The 21,834-nt window shown below is 59.9% G+C and carries 23 protein-coding genes; 6 read left to right on the top strand and 17 right to left on the bottom strand.

Features of this window, described 5'->3' with window-relative positions; translation table 11 throughout:
- Nucleotides 1-299: 299 nt before the first annotated feature.
- Nucleotides 300-1,307, bottom strand: a complete 1,008-nt coding sequence (locus CXY78_RS03585) for a TerC/Alx family metal homeostasis membrane protein (RefSeq protein ID WP_092338718.1) — start codon at nucleotides 1,305-1,307, stop codon at nucleotides 300-302.
- 669 nt (nucleotides 1,308-1,976) lie between these two features.
- Here CXY78_RS03585 and CXY78_RS03580 point away from each other — a divergent pair.
- Nucleotides 1,977-2,726, top strand: coding sequence for a GntR family transcriptional regulator (locus CXY78_RS03580; RefSeq protein WP_092338716.1), 750 nt, complete (start codon nucleotides 1,977-1,979; stop codon nucleotides 2,724-2,726).
- Nucleotides 2,727-2,736: 10 nt separating this feature from the next.
- On the opposite strand, the gene CXY78_RS20945 is transcribed toward CXY78_RS03580, so the two are convergent.
- The 6 genes from CXY78_RS20945 to CXY78_RS03555 all read right to left on the bottom strand — a co-directional run bounded on the left by CXY78_RS20945 (nucleotide 2,737) and on the right by CXY78_RS03555 (nucleotide 7,039).
- Nucleotides 2,737-2,904, bottom strand: a complete 168-nt coding sequence (locus CXY78_RS20945; protein WP_158252784.1) for a hypothetical protein — start codon at nucleotides 2,902-2,904, stop codon at nucleotides 2,737-2,739.
- Between the two features lie 628 nt (nucleotides 2,905-3,532).
- Nucleotides 3,533-4,372: a cytochrome c biogenesis CcdA family protein gene (locus tag CXY78_RS03575; protein WP_104088130.1), complete on the bottom strand. Its 840-nt coding sequence runs from the start codon at nucleotides 4,370-4,372 to the stop codon at nucleotides 3,533-3,535.
- A 2-nt stretch (nucleotides 4,373-4,374) separates the two neighbouring features.
- Nucleotides 4,375-5,310, bottom strand: a complete 936-nt coding sequence (locus CXY78_RS03570; RefSeq protein ID WP_233197250.1) for a DsbA family protein — start codon at nucleotides 5,308-5,310, stop codon at nucleotides 4,375-4,377.
- Between the two features lie 274 nt (nucleotides 5,311-5,584).
- Nucleotides 5,585-5,959: a rhodanese-like domain-containing protein gene (locus tag CXY78_RS03565; protein ID WP_092338710.1), complete on the bottom strand. Its 375-nt coding sequence runs from the start codon at nucleotides 5,957-5,959 to the stop codon at nucleotides 5,585-5,587.
- The gene (locus CXY78_RS03560; protein WP_104088127.1) at nucleotides 5,956-6,417 is read right to left on the bottom strand and encodes a hypothetical protein; all 462 of its coding nucleotides are present in this window, start codon (nucleotides 6,415-6,417) and stop codon (nucleotides 5,956-5,958) included. The genes CXY78_RS03565 and CXY78_RS03560 overlap by 4 nt, the downstream gene beginning before the upstream one ends.
- 61 nt (nucleotides 6,418-6,478) lie before the next feature.
- Nucleotides 6,479-7,039 (bottom strand): hypothetical protein, encoded by a 561-nt coding sequence (locus tag CXY78_RS03555; protein ID WP_233197249.1) that lies wholly within the window; start codon nucleotides 7,037-7,039, stop codon nucleotides 6,479-6,481.
- Nucleotides 7,040-7,170: 131 nt separating this feature from the next.
- Between CXY78_RS03555 and CXY78_RS03550 the strand changes: the two genes are divergently transcribed.
- Nucleotides 7,171-7,461, top strand: a complete 291-nt coding sequence (locus tag CXY78_RS03550; RefSeq protein WP_104088176.1) for a metal-sensitive transcriptional regulator — start codon at nucleotides 7,171-7,173, stop codon at nucleotides 7,459-7,461.
- A 15-nt stretch (nucleotides 7,462-7,476) separates the two neighbouring features.
- Here CXY78_RS03550 and CXY78_RS03545 read toward each other — a convergent pair whose 3' ends face one another.
- The 3 genes from CXY78_RS03545 to CXY78_RS03535 form a co-directional block, all read right to left on the bottom strand.
- A complete protein-coding gene (locus tag CXY78_RS03545) occupies nucleotides 7,477-8,241 on the bottom strand; it encodes a sulfite exporter TauE/SafE family protein (RefSeq protein WP_092338706.1) in 765 nt (254 codons plus the stop codon).
- On the bottom strand, nucleotides 8,238-8,795 hold the full coding sequence (locus CXY78_RS03540) for a rhodanese-like domain-containing protein (protein WP_255409984.1): 558 nt from the start codon (nucleotides 8,793-8,795) through the stop codon (nucleotides 8,238-8,240). Before CXY78_RS03540 ends, CXY78_RS03545 begins: the two co-directional genes overlap by 4 nt.
- A gap of 179 nt (nucleotides 8,796-8,974) precedes the next feature.
- Nucleotides 8,975-10,351 carry a rhodanese-like domain-containing protein gene (locus CXY78_RS03535; protein WP_104088124.1) on the bottom strand — a complete coding sequence of 459 codons (1,377 nt, stop codon included), beginning with the start codon at nucleotides 10,349-10,351 and terminating at the stop codon, nucleotides 8,975-8,977.
- 125 nt (nucleotides 10,352-10,476) lie between these two features.
- Here CXY78_RS03535 and CXY78_RS03530 point away from each other — a divergent pair, with 125 nt between their 5' ends.
- A complete protein-coding gene (locus CXY78_RS03530; protein ID WP_104088122.1) occupies nucleotides 10,477-10,833 on the top strand; it encodes a co-chaperone YbbN in 357 nt (118 codons plus the stop codon).
- Between the two features lie 446 nt (nucleotides 10,834-11,279).
- Here the strand turns inward: CXY78_RS03530 and CXY78_RS03525 are convergent, their stop codons facing one another.
- The 7 genes from CXY78_RS03525 to CXY78_RS03485 form a co-directional block, all read right to left on the bottom strand.
- The gene (locus CXY78_RS03525; protein WP_104088120.1) at nucleotides 11,280-11,720 is read right to left on the bottom strand and encodes a DUF302 domain-containing protein; all 441 of its coding nucleotides are present in this window, start codon (nucleotides 11,718-11,720) and stop codon (nucleotides 11,280-11,282) included.
- Between the two features lie 28 nt (nucleotides 11,721-11,748).
- Complete coding sequence (locus CXY78_RS03520; protein WP_104088118.1) at nucleotides 11,749-13,287, bottom strand: multicopper oxidase family protein; 1,539 nt, start codon at nucleotides 13,285-13,287, stop codon at nucleotides 11,749-11,751.
- Between the two features lie 690 nt (nucleotides 13,288-13,977).
- Nucleotides 13,978-14,160: a hypothetical protein gene (locus CXY78_RS03510; protein ID WP_092338692.1), complete on the bottom strand. Its 183-nt coding sequence runs from the start codon at nucleotides 14,158-14,160 to the stop codon at nucleotides 13,978-13,980.
- Nucleotides 14,161-14,534: 374 nt separating this feature from the next.
- On the bottom strand, nucleotides 14,535-14,690 hold the full coding sequence (locus tag CXY78_RS03500) for an ATP-binding protein (RefSeq protein WP_304466343.1): 156 nt from the start codon (nucleotides 14,688-14,690) through the stop codon (nucleotides 14,535-14,537).
- Between the two features lie 954 nt (nucleotides 14,691-15,644).
- Nucleotides 15,645-15,926 carry a hypothetical protein gene (locus tag CXY78_RS20670; RefSeq protein ID WP_134549122.1) on the bottom strand — a complete coding sequence of 94 codons (282 nt, stop codon included), beginning with the start codon at nucleotides 15,924-15,926 and terminating at the stop codon, nucleotides 15,645-15,647.
- Nucleotides 15,927-16,033: 107 nt separating this feature from the next.
- A complete protein-coding gene (locus tag CXY78_RS03490) occupies nucleotides 16,034-17,956 on the bottom strand; it encodes an ATP-binding protein (RefSeq protein WP_158251184.1) in 1,923 nt (640 codons plus the stop codon).
- A gap of 568 nt (nucleotides 17,957-18,524) precedes the next feature.
- Nucleotides 18,525-18,728 carry a hypothetical protein gene (locus tag CXY78_RS03485; RefSeq protein WP_233193068.1) on the bottom strand — a complete coding sequence of 68 codons (204 nt, stop codon included), beginning with the start codon at nucleotides 18,726-18,728 and terminating at the stop codon, nucleotides 18,525-18,527.
- Nucleotides 18,729-19,344: 616 nt separating this feature from the next.
- Between CXY78_RS03485 and CXY78_RS03480 the strand changes: the two genes are divergently transcribed.
- From CXY78_RS03480 to CXY78_RS03470, 3 genes are read left to right on the top strand one after another with little or no spacing between them, the layout of a single operon-like run.
- On the top strand, nucleotides 19,345-20,130 hold the full coding sequence (locus CXY78_RS03480; RefSeq protein WP_104088113.1) for a S8 family serine peptidase: 786 nt from the start codon (nucleotides 19,345-19,347) through the stop codon (nucleotides 20,128-20,130).
- A complete protein-coding gene (locus CXY78_RS03475) occupies nucleotides 20,127-20,966 on the top strand; it encodes a hypothetical protein (RefSeq protein ID WP_104082778.1) in 840 nt (279 codons plus the stop codon). The genes CXY78_RS03480 and CXY78_RS03475 overlap by 4 nt, the downstream gene beginning before the upstream one ends.
- Nucleotides 20,963-21,598, top strand: a complete 636-nt coding sequence (locus CXY78_RS03470; protein WP_134379357.1) for a hypothetical protein — start codon at nucleotides 20,963-20,965, stop codon at nucleotides 21,596-21,598. Before CXY78_RS03475 ends, CXY78_RS03470 begins: the two co-directional genes overlap by 4 nt.
- Nucleotides 21,599-21,834: the final 236 nt, after the last annotated feature.

Below are 21,834 nucleotides of genomic sequence, written 5' to 3'. Positions count from 1 at the left end.
TCGGAGCCGATGTCGACCTCCGTGCAGGGATCGGGAGAACATCATTGGAATGCCAATCATCGGGCTCGCCGTCAGATTGGCGGCAAGCGGGTGCGGTCGTGGCGAAGCACCACCAACCCGACCGGTCAGCCGCCGTCCCCACACGAACCCATTGCGTCTGACCAAACATTTTCTCTGCTATTGAGGGTGGCATACCGTGCCTGCTGCCCACATGGCGTAGTCCAGCGAATAGAAGGCGGATGTGCTCAACAGGTTGGGGTAGCGGGCTCGCCGGCAGGTTTTGCGAGCTGCCTAGGTGCTCAACGGTCGCTCACCTCGGCGGCAACGGGTTCGGTGACGGGGGCTCGCTGGCCTCTGGTCTTCACGAGACTTGCGACGGTAGCCACCGCAATCGTGGTGCCGATGAATACTAACGAGAACCAGATCGGGATGTCGAAGGCCCAGGGCACCGGTTGGCCGCCGTTGATGAACGACAGCTCGTTGAGCTTGAGCGCGTGCAGCACGAGCTTCACTCCGATGAATGCGAGGATCACCGCGAGTCCCTGAGCCAGGTAGACCAGGCGCTGCAGCAGGCCGCCGATGAGGAAGTACAGTTGGCGCAGACCCATGAGGGCGAAGGCGTTCGCGGTAAAGACGATGTACGCCTCGTCGGTGAGGCCGAAGATCGCTGGGATCGAGTCGACAGCGAAGATCAGGTCGACGAAGGCTATCGCGACTAGCACGAGCAGCAGGGGGGTCACAAACCGGCGGCCGTCCTTCAGGACCGAGAGTTTGTCGCCGTGATACTCGTCGGTCACGGACAGGTGACGCCTGACAAACCGCATGAGACGGCCGTTGGCCGGGTTCGACTCGCTATGCGTGAAGGCCTGGCGGTAGGCCAGCAGCAGCAGCAGCGCTCCGAAGAGGTAGAAGATCCAGGAGAAGTTCGCGATCAGGGTCGCGCCGACCGCGATGAAGACTCCGCGCATGACAAGTGCGAGCGCGATGCCGATCAGTAGAACCTTCTGCTGATAGGCGCGCGGGACGGCGAAGGCCGTCATGACGAGCAAGAACACGAAGAGGTTGTCTATCGAGAGGGCCTTTTCGGTCAGGTAGCCGGCGAAGTACTCACCGCTGAAGGTCCACCCCGAGACGATGCCGATTCCGACGCCGAACATCAGCGCAAGGCCGATGTAGAAGGCCGACCACCAGGCGGACTCCCGGATCGTCGGCTCGTGCGGGGTTCGCACATGTGCAAAGAACTCGAATACGAAGAAGGCGATCGTGACGAGGATAGTGATGGTCCAGATGAGCAGGGACACGTTCATCAGGGGGCTCCAATCTTGACGCTGATACGACGTCAAGGTCTTTTCCATTCCCGCGAACGAGAACCGGTGGCCCGGGATGCACCAAGCATCCGTAATGACGAGCCGACCGTGTCGGAATACTCCCCTTGCTGATATGAGGATACGGGGATCGACTGACCCGAGTCTGAGGATTTGCCGCAAGCACCGCATTTCGGTGAGCGTGAACAGGGCAAAGGAAAACCCCTGAGTCCCAGTGTTCACGGGATTCAGGGGTTCGAATGGCTGCGGGTAGTTCACGTAATTCCTAATTCGCATTGTTGGCGCGGGACTCGGAGGTCGTGCCAGATCACTTTTCCATCACATCGCGGAATTAATTCCACGGGCGCGGCCATCCGAAGCGCCCGAAGCCGGTTGTGGAAAGTCCGACGACCAGCGGGCTGCAAAACCGGACCCTAAGGCAGGCAACCCGCGAAAGCGGCCCGGCACTGGCCCTGTTTTCGATCCGCACGAGATCGACGCAGAGCTCGAAGCCCGTGACGTCCACCCATCCAGCGCCCCACCCAATCCCACGATATTGACCGGCATTTCGTGGCAGCAACGTCGAATAGGTGTTACGACCCACACTCGTAGTGCACGCAAGGGATAATTGCATTTTGGCGCACCTATTGCCCGAGGAGAAGCGGAACTCACATGTCAACTGCGGCTGAAGCAGACCGGGCACGACTGGCCAGATTGCCTGGCCAGCCACTCTGGTTGCGCGTCCATGACGACATTCTCAACCGGATAACCTCGGGCGAATTCGCGGACACGTTCCCCGGTGAAATTCAACTAACCGCGGAATATCAGGTGAGCCGGAGTACCGTTCGACTTGCGCTGAACCCTCTGCGTCGAGAGGGGCTGGTTTCATCAAGTCGGGGTAAACGCCCGGTGGTGCACGTCAACCACGGCGAAGAACATCGCTTTGGGCCGGTTTACAGCTTGTTTGCGGCAGTTGAGGCCTCTGGGATGAGGCAGCACAGCGAGTTGATCCGGTGCGAGATCCGTGTCGACGCGCGGATTGCTGACCGGCTCGACCTGCCCGGCGACGCTCCGCTGGTCAATATTGAGCGCCGTCGTTTCGCTGACGACTATGTCTTTGCCGTTGACAGCGCCTGGCTGCCTGCCGATCGCGCTGCCGGTCTTCTCGACGTCGATTTCAGCAACACTGCTCTCTATCAGGAGCTGACGCTCCGGTGTGGGATCACGCTGGATGGCGGACAGGAGACCCTGACAGCGATTACCGTTACCGCCGAACAGGCGCGAGTTCTTGACTGCCCGGTCGGCACTGCCGCTTTCTTCATTGAACGGTGTGGTCGTGCGGCGGGACGTCCGGTGGAATGGCGGGAGACTGTCGTCCGTGGCGACCGTTTCGCGGTCACCACATCATTCTCACCCCGGTGATCTTTAGTCTTTATCGGTCAGCCTCAAGACCGTCGAGCTGAGGGATGGCCAGGACGTACTCGTAGGGGTCCCGGGTGGGAAAGAGCCCGGTTCCGTTAGGGAGAACAGCCATCGGAATTCGTTCCTGACCGCGTTGCTGCTGGTGACCGTCGGACGAGGTGATCGTAACGTTTCCCATCCCGCCACGAAGGTAATCACTTTGTCAGAGGCAGATACCGGGGCAGTGGCGCTCTCCAGAACATGCTCCCACAGCGTTCCGGAGTCCGGATCAATTGCGGTGAGCATCGTCGCCCCGTCCGGTGGACGGAAGGAGGACACGGCGAGGTTTTCTGATGACTCGTTAATGATTGACGGTCCGGCCAGATGCCCCGAAAATTCCGCGAGAATAGCGCCAGTTCTCGGATTGTGGGCGCTCACGACTGTGTCGCCCGCGGGGTTGACCCAGTCCAGAAAGACAATACCGCCCTGAGATGCGTTGACGGCACCCGAGACCGCTGAGGAAGATTCGACGTCCGTGGGGCGTGAGAGTGCGTTCGCGTCCCAGTGTATTTCTCCGGTGGTGGTGTCGACAGCCGTGAGTACGCCTGCCGTCTCGATGAGGCCGGTGCCATTACTTCCCTACTCGATCGCTGACGCTCCCGTCGCGTCTTCGGCAACACTGACAGTACCGTCGTGCGCGCTGAGCATGACCGCGGGCGAGACGTCGTCGGAGACACAATGAGCGCCGAGCTGCGACTAAGGTCCGGAACACGCGGCCAGCAACACAACGCTAACGAGCGTGGCGGCTGCGGCTCCGGCAGCGCGTCTCATTCTTGCTTTTGAGGTATTCGCTGCCGGCGCGTGCGACGGTTCCGAGCCGCGTAGGCCAGCGCGATGAGGCCCAGCACGACGATCGCGGCGATCCCGAATCCCAAATTGGTCACGAGTGAGGACATATCGAGTACCCAGGCCTCGGTAGCGAACTGATCTCCGATGGTCAAAACTCCGCCGAGGCTCGCGGTACCGTCGGTGAGGAACAGGAAGACTCCGATCAGGATTGACAGGATCCCGGATACGATCATCAACCACGAGTTCTCCCATCGTCCGATAGTGAGCATCCGGGGGCGCAGCCAGCGACTCTTTCCCAGTGAAAGTCGGTCCCACAACAAGGCGAGCACGATCAGGGGCGCTGCCATGCCGAGCGCGTAGATCGCTAAGAGCACTCCCCCGTAGACGGCGTTACTGCCGAGGGCGGCCACCGTAAGCACCGATCCAAGGATAGGACCTGCACACACTCCGGCTACTCCGTAGACAGCGCCGAGGACGTAGACCGATACCGCCGAGGTCCCTTCGGCCGCGCCGCCGCGGGTGAAGGTGGGAAAACGTAGTCCAGAAATTTGGATGATACCCATCAACACCACGAGCAATGAGGCGATCCCGACGAAAGCCGTGCGATTTTGCGTGACAAACACTCCGACCGTGCCAGCCAGCACTCCCAGCGGCACCAACGTGGTAATCAGACCCAGATAAAACAATCCGGTACGGGCAAGCAGCTCGGACGGCTTCGCGAACGCGTAGGCGAAGAACGCAGGAAGAAGCATGACCGAGCAGGGGCTCAAAAGTGTCAGCATCCCACCGATCAGGGCGCCAGCGTAGCCAATATCCATGTCTAGCGTCCGGCCTTCGCCAGTTCGCTGTCGATCGTGTCGCGAAACACCTGCACCGGCATCGCGCCGGAAATCGGCGTTTCGTTCACCACGAACATGGGCGTGCTGGTAATTCCGAGGTACCGTGCCTCTGCCGCGTCAATGTTCACTTTCTCCAAGAGTTCAGCATTGTCCAGGTCGGAGACGAACTGCTCAAGGTTGGGAACACCAATTTCCGTCGCGATTTCCAAAAGACGTTCCGGGGGCAGTGCCACATGTCCGCGTTCTGGGGCACCCGCAAAGACGACCTCGGCAAACTCCCAGAAGAAACCTTGCTCGCCAGCCGCGCGGGCAGCCACAGCCGCAGCCGTGGATTCCTCGCCGAACACCGGCAGATCCCGCCATTCGATGCGCACTTGACCGCTGTCCACATACTCCTCGACAAGGACAGGGAGGGTATCGCGCGCGAAAACCCCACAAAACGGACACCGGAAATCGGCGTATTCGACCAAAACGACCGGCGCGTCGACCTCTCCGAGTGCCGTCACCTCGCCATCGACACGTCGGGCGAGATTGAGCGTCTGCTCGCCGCTTTTTTCCCCGGATTGTTCAGCGGGGGCCGAAGTGGATTCTTCGACAGATTGTTGCGCAACCACTCCGACGATGACGACTGCGAGAACTGCCGCCGCTCCTAAAAGCATCAGGAGCGTGCGTCGCCGCACCTTGACTCGTCGGATCTGCCTATTTTTTGTGAAGTTCTGTTGTGTCGGCACCATCTTAAATGTACGCACATTAGGGTCAAAAAGACAGTTATAGCCGCCTCCCCGTCCGAGCCTGGGAACATTCCCGGTTTTCTGATTGAAAAGAGTCCAGTCATGCTCCAAGCAACCACCGCCCCGCCACCAATTGCTCTCGCTGTTGACCGCATCGTTACCCACGTCGGCGAAGGGAATCTCCACCTTGGTGAAGCCAAGGCGTACCGCCGCGTCATGAACGAAGCGCCTCGGTTACAAACCGCGGGCGGTTAGGAATTCGAGCGCGTGGCGCAAGTGCACTGCTGACTCGTTGGGACGTCGGCCATAACCTCATCGACGTGCATGCCGCATCCGGTCCAAGTGGTTTTTCCGCAATTGTCGCATCGCGTGGGACTGCACATAGTGACTCCTTCGTTGGTCGAGCTGAAGTCCTCAGTATACCCCGTGGGGTATTAATTTAAATGCGAACAGAGGAAGCTTATTTGTCGACAACGATGGCCAGTCCGGTGGCGGCAGATGCGTCCGTGATGCCACCAGCATCGGTCAGCGTGGTGAACCCGAGGTCGGCCATGCGGGTGACTGCTGCAGCCGACCGGTTTCCGGTGGCGCAGTAGATGATGTAGTTCCCGTCGATTGGCAGCGCCGCGATCAGCGTGTCGAAGTCCGGGGATTGCACGTCAATATGGATGGCGTCCTGAAGGTGTCCACCGACATACTCTGGTGCGGTGCGCACATCGACGACGACCGTACTGGAGGTGACAGCGATGGAGGGCGCCGGCGCGGGGCTCGCGCAGGCGACCATGCTGAGCAGTGCCGCCACGGCGATTGTGATGCCGGTAAGTGCTTTCTTCATGGCTGGGTATCCTGACCGGTGCGTGGAGTGGGTGGCAGTGTGATCGGCCTGGGACCGACTTTCCGGGAGCGCGGGAACAAGGGCATGCAGGTAGTGCAGACGTCACCCTCAGCGGACTCTGACGATTCGCGGCGGGTGGTGGCTCGGCGTTCGCTGACCAGTCTTTCGCGCAGGGCCCAGATCAATAGGGCGAGGGCGGCGGCGGCCAGGGCCGGGCGCGCAGCACCGCTCACTATCGGGTCGAGGGAGCGGACTTCGGTGGTCAGATACAGCGCGATCAGACCCAGAGCTGGCCACCGTGTGTCGCAGAGAGTTGCGTCGGCGCCGATGGGGGTTCCGACATAACTGGCAACGATCAAGCCGATCAAGCTCGCTCCGAGCGCGGTGGCCGCGACCGTCCACCACAGGGCGCCGTCTGCGTCGTCCGCCCGGGGCGCGTAGCCGGTTACAAAAGCCATGAACGCGGCTGCGGCTGCGGCGGCCGTGATTATCCAGCGTCGAGTCGACCAAGTTTGTAGGTCAGAGAACACGATCAAGGACTCCCGTCGCGGCAGTGGTCCGAGCGGGAAGACCGCAAGAATTTTCTCGAGTCATGCGCGCGTAGAGAGCCCCGCCGAGCAAGACGATCGACGCGGCGGCCAGATACGGCTGGACCGGCTCGAAGAATTGCATCGCTCCGGTTGCGCCGAGAGCGAGGAGAACCAGTTTGTTGCAGACGGGGCATCCCACCGCGAAGAACGTCACCAGCCAACCGGCCATGCCCAATCGTCCGGCCGCCCTACTGCGCGGGGCGCCTTCCGGGTGCGCCACATAGGTGGCAGTGACCATGCCCGTCAAGACCGCGCTGAGGGTGAGCACCGGCCACGACCAGGCGGTCGGCGGGATCTGTCGCGAAAAGAATGGCGTGTCAATCAAGTCCGTCGGAATGGCAATGAAGACCACCGTAAACAATGCCGTCGCCAGGGCAACCCACCAGCGGCGAGAGGGCCAGCGACGCAGGTCCCCGCCGAGCCCGGCCAGCTTGCCGCGCCAAGGGGCACGCCGTGATGATTCGTCCCTGCTGGTGCGCTGGTCACGCATTCGAATAGCCCTCCTTTACTTTTCATCGCGAAACGCTTGCTGCCATATTTGAATATACTGATACCCTAAGGGGTATCATGATCCTAGACAAAACCAGCCTCGCATCCGCCTACGAACAGGAGCACACCCTCATGGGGATCACCGAACCCGCGACCCACGCCAGCGACGACCTGCGCAAGACCCTCAATCGGCTCAAGCGCGCGCAGGGGCAGCTCGGCGCCGTCATCACAGCCGTTGAGTCCGGCGCTGATTGTCGTGCCGTGGTCACCCAGCTGGCTGCTGTCTCGAGTGCCATTGACCGGGCGGGGTTCACGATCATCTCGTCGGCGATGAAGGAGTGCCTCATCGATAACGGCGCGGATGGAGAAACCAAGCAGCTCAGTGTCAATGAGCTTGAAAAGCTTTTCCTGTCCCTCGCCTGACCCCGCTCGCGAGAGCTAGCCGGCGACGGCGCGAATCGCGACGTACACGGCGATGCAGAGCACAAGGATCGCGAAGCTTGTTTTGAGAACACGGTCGGGAAGTCTCCGGCTGAGTCTGCCCGCGATTAAAGATGCCAGCATAGCGGTGCCCGCGAAGGCGCCGGTGACGGCCCAGTCGATCTGCACGTCGCTCAGGTGGGCGCTGAAGCCGGCGACCGAATTGATGACGATGATCACGAGGGACGTGCCGATCGTGACGCCCATGGGGAGTCCGAGCACGAGGGCCAGTGCCGGAACGATCAGGAACCCGCCGCCGACGCCGAGCAGCCCAGTCAGGAACCCGACCACGGCGCCCGTTGCCAGCGCACGGGGCAGACAACTGCGCCACCGGGTTCCGCCGCCGGGCAGCGCACAGGGGCCGGTTGCGGCGGGGGTGGCAAAGAACATTCGCACGCCAGCGATGACCATGATCACGCTAAAAGCGCCGAGCAGAAGCTGAGGGTCAACCAGTCGGTTTACGAGGGTGCCGAGGTAGGCGGTGGGAATGCCGGCGGCGCCGATGATGCCGGCCAGACGCCAGTTCACGCCGGTGCGCAGCCGCGGAAGCACGGCGACCGCCGACGCCGCTCCCACGACGATCAGCGAGGTTGGTATCGCCTCCTCGAGGGGTAACCCGACACCGTAGACCAAGGCCGGAACGGCCAGGATTGACCCGCCCCCGCCGACCAGGCCGAGCAGCGCACCCACGATCACTCCCAGAAGCAGCGCGGCCACGATCATGCGTGCGGCGCCAGCTGCGCGAGGATGTCACTCTTCGTGGGTTCGGAAACCGGGCGGTTCCAGGGCATCCACGACAGAATTCGCCCCAGCGTGCAACTGTTGGTGGCGGCCGACACCGTGAGACCGGCACCGATGACGCCGGCGAGAAGACGGAACTGCGGATGGATGGACCTCCCCGCCAGCACGCTCGCCAACACCAGGGATCCGGCCGTCATGCGTACCTGTCGATCCATGGCCCACGTGGAGCGACCGCTGGTGATATCGCCGCCGGCGGCATAGCCCGCCACACCACCGGTCAATACCCGAGCACCGTTCAGGCCGGCTGCGTCAAGATTCTTTCGCGCTTCTTCCGCGCGTCGACCCGACTGGCACACCAGCACCACCCGGGGGGCCATCTGCGCCGCAAACTCTTCAGCGTGTTCTTTGAGCAGGTGGAGCGGCACGTGATACGAACCCGGGATATGCCGGGTTTCAAACTCCGAACCGCCCCTCACATCGATGATCATCAGGTCGTCACGATTAAGAACCCACTGATGGAATTCGTCTGCCCCAATTGGTGACGGGGAGGGGTTGACGGTGTGCGTGGTGTCAGAGATAGTAGATCCGTTTCAGTTTGGTGCGGGAGCGTAGCAATGCCGGGCAGCCCTGAGGCCTGCCACTAAGGCAGGCCTCTGACGATCGTGTCTGCCGTGAAGCCAACGTTGATTAGGTGTTCAGCCGCGGGTCATCTCCATCAGGCTTTCACTGAATATTGGGCAGCCCATGCGTTATAGCCGCCGATGAGGTCGGTGACGTCCGAATGGCCAAGATTCCGCAGCGCACTCGCGGCGACGCTCGAACGCCAGCCGCTGGCACAGTGGATGATCACGGGTCCGGCGGGCACTTCGGCGTGGCGCTGGCTCAGCTCGGCCAAGGGAACGCGCAGCGAGCCCGGGATCGCGCCCTGCTCGACCTCGCCGGGGTTGCGTACGTCGAGGATCGTTGCGGCGGTGTCCCGGCGCAGAGCCTCGAAGTCTTCAAGCTCGACCCGCGCACCGACCTGCACCAGCGGGCCGAGGTCGGTGAACGCCTGCGCCGGGTTTGTCAGATATCCGGCGACCCGGTCGAAGCCAATGCGGGCCAGCCGCATTCCGGCCTCGGCTTCGCGGCCGGAGTCGGCGATAATCACGATGCTGTCGTCGTGCTCGATGAGCATTCCGGCCGTCTCGGAGAAGCGACCGTCCAGTCCCACGTTAATGGACCCGGCCAAGTGCCCGAGGGCGAAGTCCTCGGGGCTGCGGGTGTCGAGAACGCGGGCTCCGTTTTCAACGGATCTGCGAACATCCGTCAAGGTGAGCGGTGCCAGTGCACGGGTGGAACCGATGATTTCGTGCGCGCTGCGATTGATCATCGCGTCGACGGCGAAATAGCCGGGGATTGCGGGCTGGCCGCTGCGGATCATTGTCACGAAATCGTCTTCACTCATCGGCTGCACGGACGCGTTCGTGAGGCGCTGGGTGCCGATAGTGGATTCGAGCTCGTCGGAGAGGTTCTTGCCACAGGCGGAACCAGCACCGTGGGCGGGGAGAACACGCACCGCATCGGGCAAGGCGAGAAGGGTCGTGTGGATCGACGCGTACAGGGCGCGGGCCAGTTGGTCGGGATCGGCGCCAACGGATGCGGCCAGGTCGGGACGACCCACGTCACCGATGAAGAGGGTGTCGCCGGTGAGGACGGCATGGGGCACGGCATCGTTGGCGTGTTCACGAACGACGATGCTGATGGACTCCCAGGTGTGCCCGGGGGTGTCGAGAATTTCTAGTTCCACCTCGCCGAGCGAGATTTTCTCGCCATTGGCGAGGTGGTGGATCTCATACTCGGTCTCGGCGCGGGTGCCGTAGCCGATCCAGGCGCCAGTGGCTGCGGCCAACTCGAGGTGACCGGCGACGAAGTCGGCGTGGAAATGCGTGTTGATGACGCCGATGATGGTCAGGTTGTTCGCCTGGGCGTCGACGAGGTATTCGTCGATGTCGCGGCGGGGGTCCACGATGACGGCTTGACCGCTCGTCGGATCACCGACGAGGTACGAGCCATGGGACAGGCAGTTGAGGTAGTACTGGGTCAAAATCATCGTGGCCTCCAAAGGTCGGGGCCCATCACGCCGACACGAGTTGGGGCGTGTAGTGGGTATGTGCGCTAGTCTCGCACATACCCCGCACGGTATGCAAGATACCCCTAAGGGTATAGTCTGTGTGTATGGCTACCATCAATCTCACCGAGACCACCTTTGACGCGACCATTGCCCAGAGTCCCATCGTGCTGGTTGATTTCTGGGCCGAGTGGTGCGGCCCGTGCCGCAGTTTCGCCCCGACCTTCACCGCCGCGTCTCAAAAACACCCCGCAATCACTTTCGGAAAAGTCGACACCGAAGCCGAACAAGGATTGGCCGCAGCCGCGGGCATCCGCTCCATCCCCACGCTGATGGCATTTCGGGACTCCGTACTCGTCTTTTCCCAGCCAGGCGCCCTCAACGCAGCCAGCCTGGAAGAGCTCATTGCCGGCGTCGAGAACCTCAACATGGACGACGTGCGCGCCAGTATCGCCGCCCGCTAAACCTCGCGCCCTGTGAGAAACCGCATAACCGCTTCACAGCAGGGTCACATGAGCACGTCCCTGTCCCGCGTAAGTAGAATACTCCCAGGGGTATAATTCTTTTAGCAGTTCACCTTATTGAATGGAGATCCATTATGTGTCGTTCCGTCACCTGCAAAGTGTGTCAAAAAACAACGTGGGCGGGCTGCGGTCAGCACGTTGATCAGGTCATGCGCGGTGTTCCACGCAACCAGCAATGCGCCGGGCACGTGAAAGAAAAATCGACTGGCTCATTCTGGTCCCGGCTACTCGGACGCTGACGGCTGGCACGGCCCGGGCGAGGACATCCTCGTTCCGCGGTCGGGTATGTGCGGCAGCCCTCATGTCAGAAGGAGCGCCGCCGCGCGCTGCTTTACGCAGAACCAGCGGCACAGCCCTCACCGTGCTCTCGCGGGCCAGAGCGCGTATTAGTTGCTTTTGTTCTCTCCTTGCAGAGCGGCTAGCGCGGCGAGAAGACGTTCATCGGCTTGATCAGCAACGTTTTGTATCCCTGGGGAGCTGCTGAGCTGGACCATGGTTTGTGGGTTGATAGCTTGCACCGTGGTGATTGTCGCTGATGGGCTTCGTCGGATGACGACGTTGCACGGAAGCAGCAATCCCATGTCGGGCTCTGCGGTGAGTGCTTGTTCGGCGAGGGCCGGATTACACGCACCCAGGATCAAGTATTCGCCCAGTGACTGTGCGCTTTCCACGCCGAGTTTCGTTTCGAAGGTCGCGTGGACGTCGATTTCGGTAAGAACGCCGAAGCCCTGGTTGGCTAGTTCTTCGCGCACTCTGGCGACTGCTTCTTCGTAGGGCAGCGAGACGGTGATGGTGTGTGCGTAGTTCGTTGGTTTCTCCTGATTCATTTTTTCGAATTGATGGTTGCGGCTACTGTCAGTTTGCGGTGATGACGCCCATCATTCCGCTGTCTTCGTGGTCAAGAATGTGGCAGTGGTACACGGTACGTCCGCTGAAGTCGTCAAACGCGATACGTACGCGCACTGTGCTGCGTGCCGGGATGTTCACGACGTCCTGCCACATGATGGTTTCGACGGGCCGGCCTGACTGTTCAATGATCTGCATCGGCCACACGTGCAGGTGCATGGGGTGATCGAGCGGACTGGTATTTGTCAGCATCCAGTCCTCCACGCTGTCGAATTGCACGGTCGTGTCAACCCGGGTGGCATCGAATACCTGGCCGTTGATTGTGGCTGACATCATGCCCCCACCCACTCCTCCGCCCATGCCGCCATCCATGTTTCCACCCATGCCGCTGCCTGTCTCCCCGCCCATTGCGCCGCCCATATTTCCGCCCATTCCCATCGCGAAGATCAACTCGCGTCGAGCGGTTACGGTAGCCGTGCGAAGGTCACGCGGAACGGGCTGGCCGGGTATGGCGGCGACTGGGGCGACGTCGTCACCGGCTACGTGAAATGTGGCCAGCGCGATGTCGTCGGCTCCAGCGGAGCCTCCGACTCCCATCATCATTCCGCCGGACGTACCTCGGTCATAGGTGTGGGCACGCAGTACGGAGGTGCCGGCTGTGCCGGTGACGAGAAGGTCGGCCCGGTTCCCGGGGGCCAGCACGACCTCGTCGACGTCGTGCGCGGCTTCGAAACGTCCGGAGTCGATTCCGAGAAGGGACAGTTGCTGCCCGTCGAGACGTAGCCGCAGGTAGCGGGACACGCAGGCATTGATGATGCGCCATCGTTCCCGCTCACCAGGGCGGGCAGTCATGCTGGGGGTGAGTTGCCCGTTGACCAGGACGAGGTCTCCCTCGCGTCCGGACATTTTCTCCATCGCTGTGGCCGCTGAAATTGTTCCCGTGGAATCGAGGGTCATGTCGGAAATGACGAGGACGCGTTCCCGGCTGGCAGGCATAGGGTCGGGGTCTTCGACGATGATGGCGCCATAGAGCCCGCCGAATACCTGATCGGACACGAAACCGTGATGGTGCGGGTGATACCAGTAGACGCCCGGCGGGTGATTGGCGGGCAATTCGTACTGGTAATCAAAGGAGTCGCCGGCTTCGACGGTTACGAACATGTTGTCGCCGTTGTTCTCCGGCGAAACGTGAAGGCCGTGCACGTGCAAGTTGCTCGGATCGGCCAGACCATTACGAAGGCTGACGCTGAGGGCGTCTCCCGCTCGAACGCGCAGTGTGGGGCCGGGAACGCCACCGTTGTAACTCAGCGCACGCACGTCACGGCCAGCAATGGTCACCTGTTGGGGGGAAGACTCAAGATCAACGGTGAGAGTGCCGCTGATGCTTCGCAGCTCCGGAGGCTCCACGAGGTCGCTCCCGGACGGTATTGCCAGTGACGTCGTCGAGTAGATCCGTTGATTGACGAAGAAACCCGTTCCCCCCACAGCTGTGCCTGCAATCCCCACCCCGCCGAGGATCAGGGCACTACGGCGACTAAGGCCTGGCACTACCGGCCCTCCTCGAGCACCCGCAGCTGATCACGCAACTGCTCCGCAGTGAGCTCCCCCCGAGCGAAACGCTCTTCAAGAATCCGCCTGGCACTGGCGGAATCAGCTTGCGTCGGAGCAGATCGCGTGTCATTGCTTCCGGATTTGTTCGACAAAAAACGAACAATGACATAAATGAGCACGGCGACACCCGCAATAGCTAGCAGGCCGAACCCCCAGGACCATCCCATACTTCCGTTACCCCACATCATCTGATCGTTTCCTTTCGTTTACTGATCCGTATCTCCACCATACCCCTAGCGGTATAAGTCAAGGCTGGGTAGATTGTCCACGCACGTGGAACGGCACGTACCTCACACACCGGTGCAACCCACTGAAACTCACGCAACAAGAAGGGCCCAAACGCGAGGCTTTGACAGCTTCGGACTAGGCCCAAGGGTCGCGGGATATAGCCTGAAGCCATGACGAACGGCTGGAATCGGAAGGCCATTGTTAGTGCCTAGCTCGTCACCATCTTGACCCCGATCGGGGGACACGCTAAGCCCCATACCGTTCAGTTAAGTGTTTGAATGATGCTTTCTGGCTCGTGAGCGGGTTGTGGCCAGTCGGCATGGCGAGAGCGTTTGGCGGGCCATTTCGAGACCATGCGTTTGATGACGCGAGGGTTTGATCGTCGTCGGCGCGGGGGATTCAGCCTTCGGACGAGAGCGCGGACGGCATGACACCAGACTGCTTTGGCGTGGTCAGCTTGCGCAGGGGGGAAAAATCGCCCTGGGCAGCGCCGGGCCAGGGTCGAGTCGCTTGCGCCAGGTAGTGAGCCGTGTCGGCCAGCTCGGTGGCCTGAGTGACGAGTTCGCTATCGTGGTCGTTCATTGGGGTGTTCCTTTCACGAGATGTTGAATGGTGGGTCGCCCTGGTGCAGGGTGGCGGCGACGTTTTGGCCGAGCTCGGCTTCCACGAAATGCGTTGTGGCGGCATCGCGGGCGAGCCGTTGGCCGCTGCGGTTTTCGCCGGTGTTTTCGATGACGCGCAGTTTGGTGATCTGGATGCTGCCGGCCGTGACGACCTCGGAGTCGAGAGCCAGGTTGCGATGATGGTGCGTGTGGACTGTGTTTTGTCAACTTTATGTCGGCCATTTGTGCGATAAATATCCGGCCAGTGTGGCGTGATTTCCGGCCAGTTGAGCACGGTGGTCAGAACGGCCGGTTTTCGGGGACGTTTTCGTCCCCGGGCTGGTGTGCTGGCGGCTATTTCATGAGGGCGTGTTTTACTCGGTAGGACTCGCCACGAAGCTGGAGGAGCCGGCCGTGGTGGACGATGCGGTCGATGGCGGCGGCGGCCATATTGTCGCCGCCGAACACCGTTCCCCCGCGGGAGAATTCGTGGCTTGTGGTGATGATCAGGCTTCTTTTCTTTCGGGTAAAGGAAAACCCCTGAGTCCCAGTGTTTATAAGGGATTCAGGGGTTCGAATGGCTGCGGAGACGGTGGGATTTGAACCCTAATACTGCCTCAACGAAGCAACGGGATCGGCCCGAAACCCGCGGAATTACGCGACTTTTCAATCATCTGAGCCCGGTTGAATTTGAAGTATTCTGGTTCAAATGTTGCCAAAATGTTGCCACGGCCAGCACACAGAGAATCGACCACTACGTCGACGCGCACACCTGAATGCGCGCTCGCGGACGAAGAGCAAAGTCTAAGCGCCGCGACGATCCCCCTCGAAGCCTGGCGACGACAAACTCGCGTTCGCCTCGTCCAAGTTCTGCAGGCCGGAGAGGGCGCGACTCCCTTCATGATTGACTCTGCTGACGACGCCGCAGTCGCTGCCGTGAAAGTTTCGGCCACGCCAATCTGCGCAGAAGAGAACACTCACAGCTTTGCCTAAGAGCGGGCGTGCGCGACCGGCAGTTGCGTCTAACGCTTTCACCCCACCTTCGAGAAGCTCACCGATCCCCACCTGCTCATCATCATGGGTCTGCCCGTCTGCTACCGGTGCCACCAGCGCTGCGAGAGGACGCGCATCGGCCACATCAGGCGTTTTAAGTGTGGAAACCCGGCCTGTAACGAGCTCATCCACCTCCACAGCTTCTATTCCGCGCAGGCCAACAAAACTGCAGCCTGTGGCGGCGCTAGAGTCTGTGCGCCTCAGGCTCGCGCCTTCTAAATCCCGGACTAACCCGACACCACCACCCGGCACGGGGTCGCTCGCTTGATAAATAGCTTGTCAAATACTCAGGGCCGATAATGATGATTATGTCAAGTTCTTGATTTCCTCACAGTTGGGTCGAACCTGCCTGGTCGGCCGAGCTCTCCCTCACGGCGAAAGCATCTCTCAGCCCCAAAATCAAGCTGAGATTCACCTGTTGCTTTCTCGTCCTGACAGATACAGCTGGGCCAACGCGATCCAGTCTTCTGGTGTAACTTCAGGCGCCCAGATTGCGAGGTATTCGCGGGGCGTGAGCCCACTCGGCGTCATTTCGATACCGTCACGATAGGTGGCAAAAGGAGAACTGGATCGACTGACGCGGAACAAAACGTCGCGAAACCGATTCTTCCCCAGTGCGAACGTCGGGAATTCCGAGACGCTCGCGCAACGCCAGGCTCGCCAGGCTTTCCCGAACGCAAATTCAAAGTCCATGATCGATGGGTTGAACTCGACAACGCCCTCCGCTGCAAGAGCTCCAAAGAATCCATTGGCTACAAGAAGGAGTTGTTGGTTGCGGGTAGTGGCCGAAGCCCCCGGATTCACGCTGCCACATCCGCCACCGTCGCAACGGCCAAAAGAAGATCTCGCTCGGCACCGAGGGCCAAAAGAGCCTCCGCCACAGACGGGTGCCCGAAACATGGGACTAGTTTCCTCTTCACGTCAGACTCCTTCTCGCTGCGCTTCTTGTCAGAAGCGAGTGACCATTCGACCTCCGAATTGAGAGAGTGAAGCACTCTTGCGACGGTCTCCGGCACGTCGACATATCCCCAGTCGTGGCCTTCGACAGCTTCCCGGAATAGTTTCGGGAACATTGGGTTTGCACCCTTGAAAGCATCTTCGATCGCCTCAATAGTGAGGTAGTTTTCCATCTCTCGCCGGGTCAGAACAAACATGTGTGACGACAGGTGATCGTCGGTGTTGTAGCGCGCTAGGTACTTGGATATCTCGGGTTTCAGAGCCGACCCTTCAACCAAGCGATCGGAATCAAGAAGGTGAACCTCAGGCCTACTAAACGGCGACAGGCGGCTCTCCCAAAGAGCAGCGGCGCCGCAGCCGCCGATAGGTATGAAGCAAAGCTCACCGTCAGTTTCCATTTGGCGAAGATCTGGATATTCAGTGGGACGGGCGGCTTGTAGCGCATCGCTCAGTGCCAGTAGACCGCCGATATCGTTCTTGCCCTCAACGATGAAGAAGCAACGCACATTGTGATCCGCGAAAGTCCCCATCGCCTTGTTCAATTGCTGGAGAACGAACCGCTCGCTGGATGTGTCACTGGAACTCCACACGCGCTTCCCCTGCTGCTCCTCGACGAAACGCACGGCTGCGATCGGTATGTTCCTCACCAAGTTCGAGCTGTGCGTCGTCATCAAAACCTGCCTGTTTGCGAGCCCCGCAACTTCAATTAGAGCGGAAACAGTTTCGCGCTGAAGATCCGGGTGGAGAGCCGTCTCGGGCTCCTCCACTGCGATGATGACGCCCCGTCGCCACTCATCCGTTTCTTCATATCCTCGCTCAACTTCCGCCCGAAAGAAGCTCAAGAGAACCAGTCTGCGTGTCCCGCTGCCACGCTTCGCAAGGGGAACATCGTTCTCGTCGACAAATTGTAGGGACGAGAATGCCTTCTGCCATACGGGGTCTAGGTTGGCCGGAATCAGCTTGGCCGCAAGATTTGGTGCGAATTCCTCCAATTTCCCAACGACTTCCAGGAGAAGTTCTGAAATCTCAGCCTTAACATCGCTCGTAAGCTTCGTGAGTTCAGCCGTATGGCGATCGAGCACGGCCTTGACTATGAGCTTGGCTGGGTCTTGGGCAACCTCATCGGACTCCGCCCCCAGCCGGTCAGCTTGAAAGAGGTGGAACAGGGGAAAGACACTCTCCAGAGCGCTGGCAACGTGCTTCCCGTCCTCTGAGTTCAACGGGATGATCGTCGGTTGCAGCGACGAGAGCCCCTTGGCTTCCCAGGCGCGCCAGATCGCCTGCCTATAGTTCAGGTTCACGCGTCGATCCTCCAGCTCCGCGACAACATCAAGAGTCGAGGCGAGGGATTTGAGTTGCGCGTGCTTCAGGCCGATAAGCGTTGGGCCGCCATCGACGACCGGGTGTAGAGCATGCGCCAAAATCTCGGGGTTGGCTCGCCCCCTGGTCCAGGTCTTGCTAATCACCAAGTGGCCGTTAGCGTCGAGGAGTTTCTCATCCTGGAGGGTCGTCACCGCAGTCTGGTCGATGACCAGCTCAGGGGGAAGGTCAGCGAATGTGCACGTGATGCGAATCGTTCCATGCCCATGAACCGAATAGTCAGAGACGTCCGGCTTTCCCTTGTCCAGGAACAGCCTCATAGCTTCCAGGATGCTGCTCTTTCCAGCGTCATTCTTGCCGGCAAACACAGTCAACGTATCGATCGACACGTAACTCGATGTCAGATATCCGCGAAAACCCTCTAGCTCAATACCCACAATGCGCATTTGTCCCCCTCGACAACAACTTGACATTCAAGTGCCAAGGCTGAGCCTGCCGGATTTGGGCCGACTCCGCAAAAGCGGACTGGTCAAGGCGCAACATGAAGCAGCGCGGCGACCAGCGATGCTAATCACCTCCGAAATAGCACCGACATCAGGCATGAGAGTGAGACACGCGTGGGAGGCAACTCGTGCGTTCCATCGTTCGGATTGTCCTTCCGAATGGAATCTATCGCCTCTACGCACCCGGCATAGCCCTAACCAATCGCCAGCAGGGTCACGCCCACAAGAATGAATGTCAAGGATGTGTCGAGATTAATCTGGGAATTGATTGAGTGTTAGCGCTTAGTGGCGGCGTTCTGTGATCGCTGTTTGGCGCATCGACCCGGTTCTCTGCGTTGCGTCAAAGGGCAGTCAGGGTCTTGTATCTCGTGCGATACGAAACAGGTCAGTTATGAGACACCACAGTCGTGAGAACTGGGGCAGCCTGGTCGACCTGGAACAGGCATTTCTATGTGTGGAAGACTCGAGAGTAGAGGGGATCTCCATGGGTGCGGGCAGCCTTGAGAGCGCATCAGGTCAGTCCCGGTTCGGAGTATTCTTCGTGCGAGATCGCACGGAGGATGCGGATGGTGCCGTCCAGGCTAGTGCCTGCACGGGTGCTGGTCTTGGCAAGTTGGCGAGGGGCTTCCAGCACTGGGAGCGACGTCGTTGTGCTCCGGCTGACCCGGGTTACTCCGCCAGTGCGGGCAGTGAGGTAGCCCTCGGATTCAAGCACTTTGTACGCCTTAGCGACGGTGCCAGGAGCGACATCGAGATCCTCCGCGAGCTGACGAACCAAGGGACGGCGCCCCTCGGCGTGCCCACAAGCGCGCAGTGGAACCTTCTCAGTCGGAGCTGCTCGTCCCCGTCCCTTTGACGATTTGGAGTAGTTGGACCCGCTCGTCGGGCGTCAGGGTTTCGCCCACTGAATGACGAGATGGTCGGATCTGTAGAAGTCGGCATGGCTGTAAATGACAGACTGTCGCGCACGGTCGAGGGACTGATACCGGTAGGTGCTGAACCGCACGATTGAGTGGGTGCTCAAGTCCTCAAATACTCAGTACTCACCGACATCGAAAAAAGAGAGATGCCCATGCTGGGCGAGGACGGAACTCAAATAGCCGCTTAATCGTCGCCCACATGAAAATTCCGTTGACTATTTCCGGATGGAGTTGACGCCGCGAGTTATCTCCGCCAATCTGAGTTTCACACGACATCTGGTTCGTGAGCATCGGGGGGAAAATGATGTTTCGAAAATGGGCGGGTGGATCGTATCGCCTGCGAGACCAGCCATTTAATGAACCGCTGCCCGGGGTAATTGTTCCGCGCGTGAAGTCAACGCAACGCATGTTTTGACCTCTCTCCGAGGGGGTCCCCGCAGACGCCCCGCGTTCCTTTCGACGTCAATCATTGTCGTCACAGCCCTTCTGTTGATAGGTTGCTCATCGGCATCGATCACGCCGGCGGTTCGAGACACAGTCGCGATCGCTCTCGTCGATAGCGGCCTCAACGATGAAAACGTCGACTTTAGCTGTTTTCATGTTTTCGATACTGACGCCGACGACCAAGGGCACGGCACTTTAGTCGCATCGATCGCAGCAGGAATCGATGAGGATAGCTGTCCTGCGTGGGCCCATCGAGTCACTTGGATTAGTTACTCCGTCTTCACTGCAGGAACCGCGTCGGCGGAGGACGTTGCGGACGCTATAGAGCAAGTTATCGGGGACCAGGTGGACGTCATTAACGTCAGCATCGCGATCGGGACGGACACCCGGGCCTTACGTGACTCGGTGAAACGCGCCGTTGAATCGGGAATCGTGGTGGTCGCGGCTGCTGGAAACAACCAAGGGATGGGGGCGGGCTACCCCGCCCGATACCCGGGAGTTATTTCCGTCGGCTCATTAGATGCCGCGGGCCATCCATCAAGCTTCTCGGCTATTGACCATGTGAATTACTTCGCACCCGGTGAAGACATTCCCGCGGTCGACCGCACGGGGGCCCGGCAGCTTGTCACCGGGACGTCAGCGGCTGCAGCAATGACCGCGAATCAAATCTTGAAAAGCTTGCTCGGCGTAGCTAAACCCGATTCCACCCTGTCCGCACTGATCGCTCACCAATCAAAGGAAGACAATCAATGAAAAAGATCGCCATCGGAGTCGTAGCGGCGCTGCTGCTCTCTGGATTCGCTTACTCGCCCGCGTTCGCAGAGACCAGCTCTGCCCCGGTAGAAGCTTCAGGCAGCGGGATGGTTGACGAGGAAAAGCTTGAATCCGCTTTCAACGACGCAGGATTGACACTGGAAGACGTGGACGCCTCGCTCACTAAAATCTCAGTCGAGACGACATCGGATTTGGGATCTGGCGAACCTGTCACGGCGCTGACAACGTTGTCGTTTGAGGACAGTAGCGCTCTTTTTTCTCTAGGGAGCATCGACACCGACTACAACGCCAACTACTCCATCCAGATACAAGAGTTGAACGACGAAGCCACCTCGTTCACCATGACAGACCTGGCCACTGGTGAGACAGAATCATATGCCGATGACGTGGGCTATGCCGCCTTCGTGCCAGTACTGGTTCTGGGAATACCTATCGCTCTAGAGATCTTGAAAACACTCCTGGTGGCATCTGCAGTTGTCATCGTCGCTGGTGTTACGTGGATCGCAGCCACTAACGCAATCGATGCCCTCAATAAAAAGGGATCAAGCTACCAACATTTCCGCGCAATGATTCTAAACGGCAAACTCGTGCTTGCAAATGGTATGTCGCTTTCCGCGGCCATCACATGGGGCCGCGGGGGGAAAGACACGTGGTCTCGCAGCGAGGCCGGCGCGCTCGCAGTTGCGAAAGGAATCAAAAACGGCCTGGCCGTAGTCGGACCTGAGCGCGATTCGGGCGGTCGCGGAAAATTCGCACACTTCCACCCGAGCAACCGCACCCCCGCAATGCACGCCTTTTTCGGACTACCCAATTGATGGACAATCACGAAGCTGACGACCGTTCAGACCTCCTGGCACGGTGGAAGAAGACCAATCCTCAGCGATGGACAACGGACGCCGTTGAAGAACACTTGAAACAGGGTTTTTGTGCATATGAAATCCCGCTCGAGGCCATTACACGCACTGACTATTCGAACGATGGAGAAGTCCGCGAGGACTTGATCTACTCGCTCTACACGATCACTCATCCGGACGTCCTATCCCGCCTGTACAGCGCAGAAGAGAAGGAAATGAAAGATGTTGGTCCTGATACGTACGATGAAAGCTGGCGGGGACTCTTCCTTCAAGAAACTTCGGGCAGTGACACTGACGATCTTGGAACGGCGCCTCTTGGAGACGCGTCTTGGCTGGCATACAACCTTCTAAACACTCAACATTTGGTGGGCCAACGCACCTCCATCGTGCTCGAGCAAGAAGACGGCCTCGTCACTGGTGCCAAGGTTTATGGGATGTCTGACCACCTAACGACGTACATGACCGCGCTGACCGGATACAGAGAGACTGGAACAGAAACTGACCAAAATTACTACTCGATGAAAACTGGCGACGTAAACGACGAAGCCTTCGTCTACTACCTCGACTGCCTCGCGCGACACAGCTTCATCTAGCCCGATACGAACAACACCTGTCAGGCTGCGGATGCTGACCCACGGTGATGCGGCAGAATTATGCTAGCTGCCGCTATCACCCGTTGGTCAGCACCGTAGTCTGACTCGTCAGAGGAACCTGCCAAGAAGTCGCCCTTGATGTGCCTCGCCCGGAGGCCAAAAAGCGGCCTATTCGATCCTGCGATGTCCGCGATCGCATAGTGGCCACCGGCCGCAGCCAGTTAATCGAACACCCC

The organism is Cryobacterium sp. N19 (assembly GCF_002929595.1).
GTDB lineage: Bacteria > Actinomycetota > Actinomycetes > Actinomycetales > Microbacteriaceae > Cryobacterium > Cryobacterium flavum.
The sequence above is the reverse complement of the archived record's forward strand: the minus strand, read 5'-3'. Positions and strand labels throughout refer to the sequence as shown.

What these genes read in the sequence shown, in the direction of transcription:
- CXY78_RS03525 (WP_104088120.1), bottom strand. Translation starts at nt 11,720, where the DNA reads ATGAATCAGGAGAAACCAACGAACTACGCACACACCATCACCGTCTCG.
- CXY78_RS03580 (WP_092338716.1), top strand. Translation starts at nt 1,977, where the DNA reads ATGTCAACTGCGGCTGAAGCAGACCGGGCACGACTGGCCAGATTGCCT.
- CXY78_RS20670 (WP_134549122.1), bottom strand. Translation starts at nt 15,926, where the DNA reads ATGGACTTTGAATTTGCGTTCGGGAAAGCCTGGCGAGCCTGGCGTTGC.
- CXY78_RS20945 (WP_158252784.1), bottom strand. Translation starts at nt 2,904, where the DNA reads ATGGGAAACGTTACGATCACCTCGTCCGACGGTCACCAGCAGCAACGC.
- CXY78_RS03510 (WP_092338692.1), bottom strand. Translation starts at nt 14,160, where the DNA reads ATGAACGACCACGATAGCGAACTCGTCACTCAGGCCACCGAGCTGGCC.
- CXY78_RS03565 (WP_092338710.1), bottom strand. Translation starts at nt 5,959, where the DNA reads ATGAAGAAAGCACTTACCGGCATCACAATCGCCGTGGCGGCACTGCTC.
- CXY78_RS03475 (WP_104082778.1), top strand. Translation starts at nt 20,127, where the DNA reads ATGAAAAAGATCGCCATCGGAGTCGTAGCGGCGCTGCTGCTCTCTGGA.
- CXY78_RS03560 (WP_104088127.1), bottom strand. Translation starts at nt 6,417, where the DNA reads ATGGCTTTTGTAACCGGCTACGCGCCCCGGGCGGACGACGCAGACGGC.
- CXY78_RS03550 (WP_104088176.1), top strand. Translation starts at nt 7,171, where the DNA reads ATGGGGATCACCGAACCCGCGACCCACGCCAGCGACGACCTGCGCAAG.
- CXY78_RS03575 (WP_104088130.1), bottom strand. Translation starts at nt 4,372, where the DNA reads ATGGATATTGGCTACGCTGGCGCCCTGATCGGTGGGATGCTGACACTT.
- CXY78_RS03545 (WP_092338706.1), bottom strand. Translation starts at nt 8,241, where the DNA reads ATGATCGTGGCCGCGCTGCTTCTGGGAGTGATCGTGGGTGCGCTGCTC.
- CXY78_RS03530 (WP_104088122.1), top strand. Translation starts at nt 10,477, where the DNA reads ATGGCTACCATCAATCTCACCGAGACCACCTTTGACGCGACCATTGCC.
- CXY78_RS03585 (WP_092338718.1), bottom strand. Translation starts at nt 1,307, where the DNA reads ATGAACGTGTCCCTGCTCATCTGGACCATCACTATCCTCGTCACGATC.
- CXY78_RS03535 (WP_104088124.1), bottom strand. Translation starts at nt 10,351, where the DNA reads ATGATTTTGACCCAGTACTACCTCAACTGCCTGTCCCATGGCTCGTAC.
- CXY78_RS03555 (WP_233197249.1), bottom strand. Translation starts at nt 7,039, where the DNA reads ATGCGTGACCAGCGCACCAGCAGGGACGAATCATCACGGCGTGCCCCT.
- CXY78_RS03490 (WP_158251184.1), bottom strand. Translation starts at nt 17,956, where the DNA reads ATGCGCATTGTGGGTATTGAGCTAGAGGGTTTTCGCGGATATCTGACA.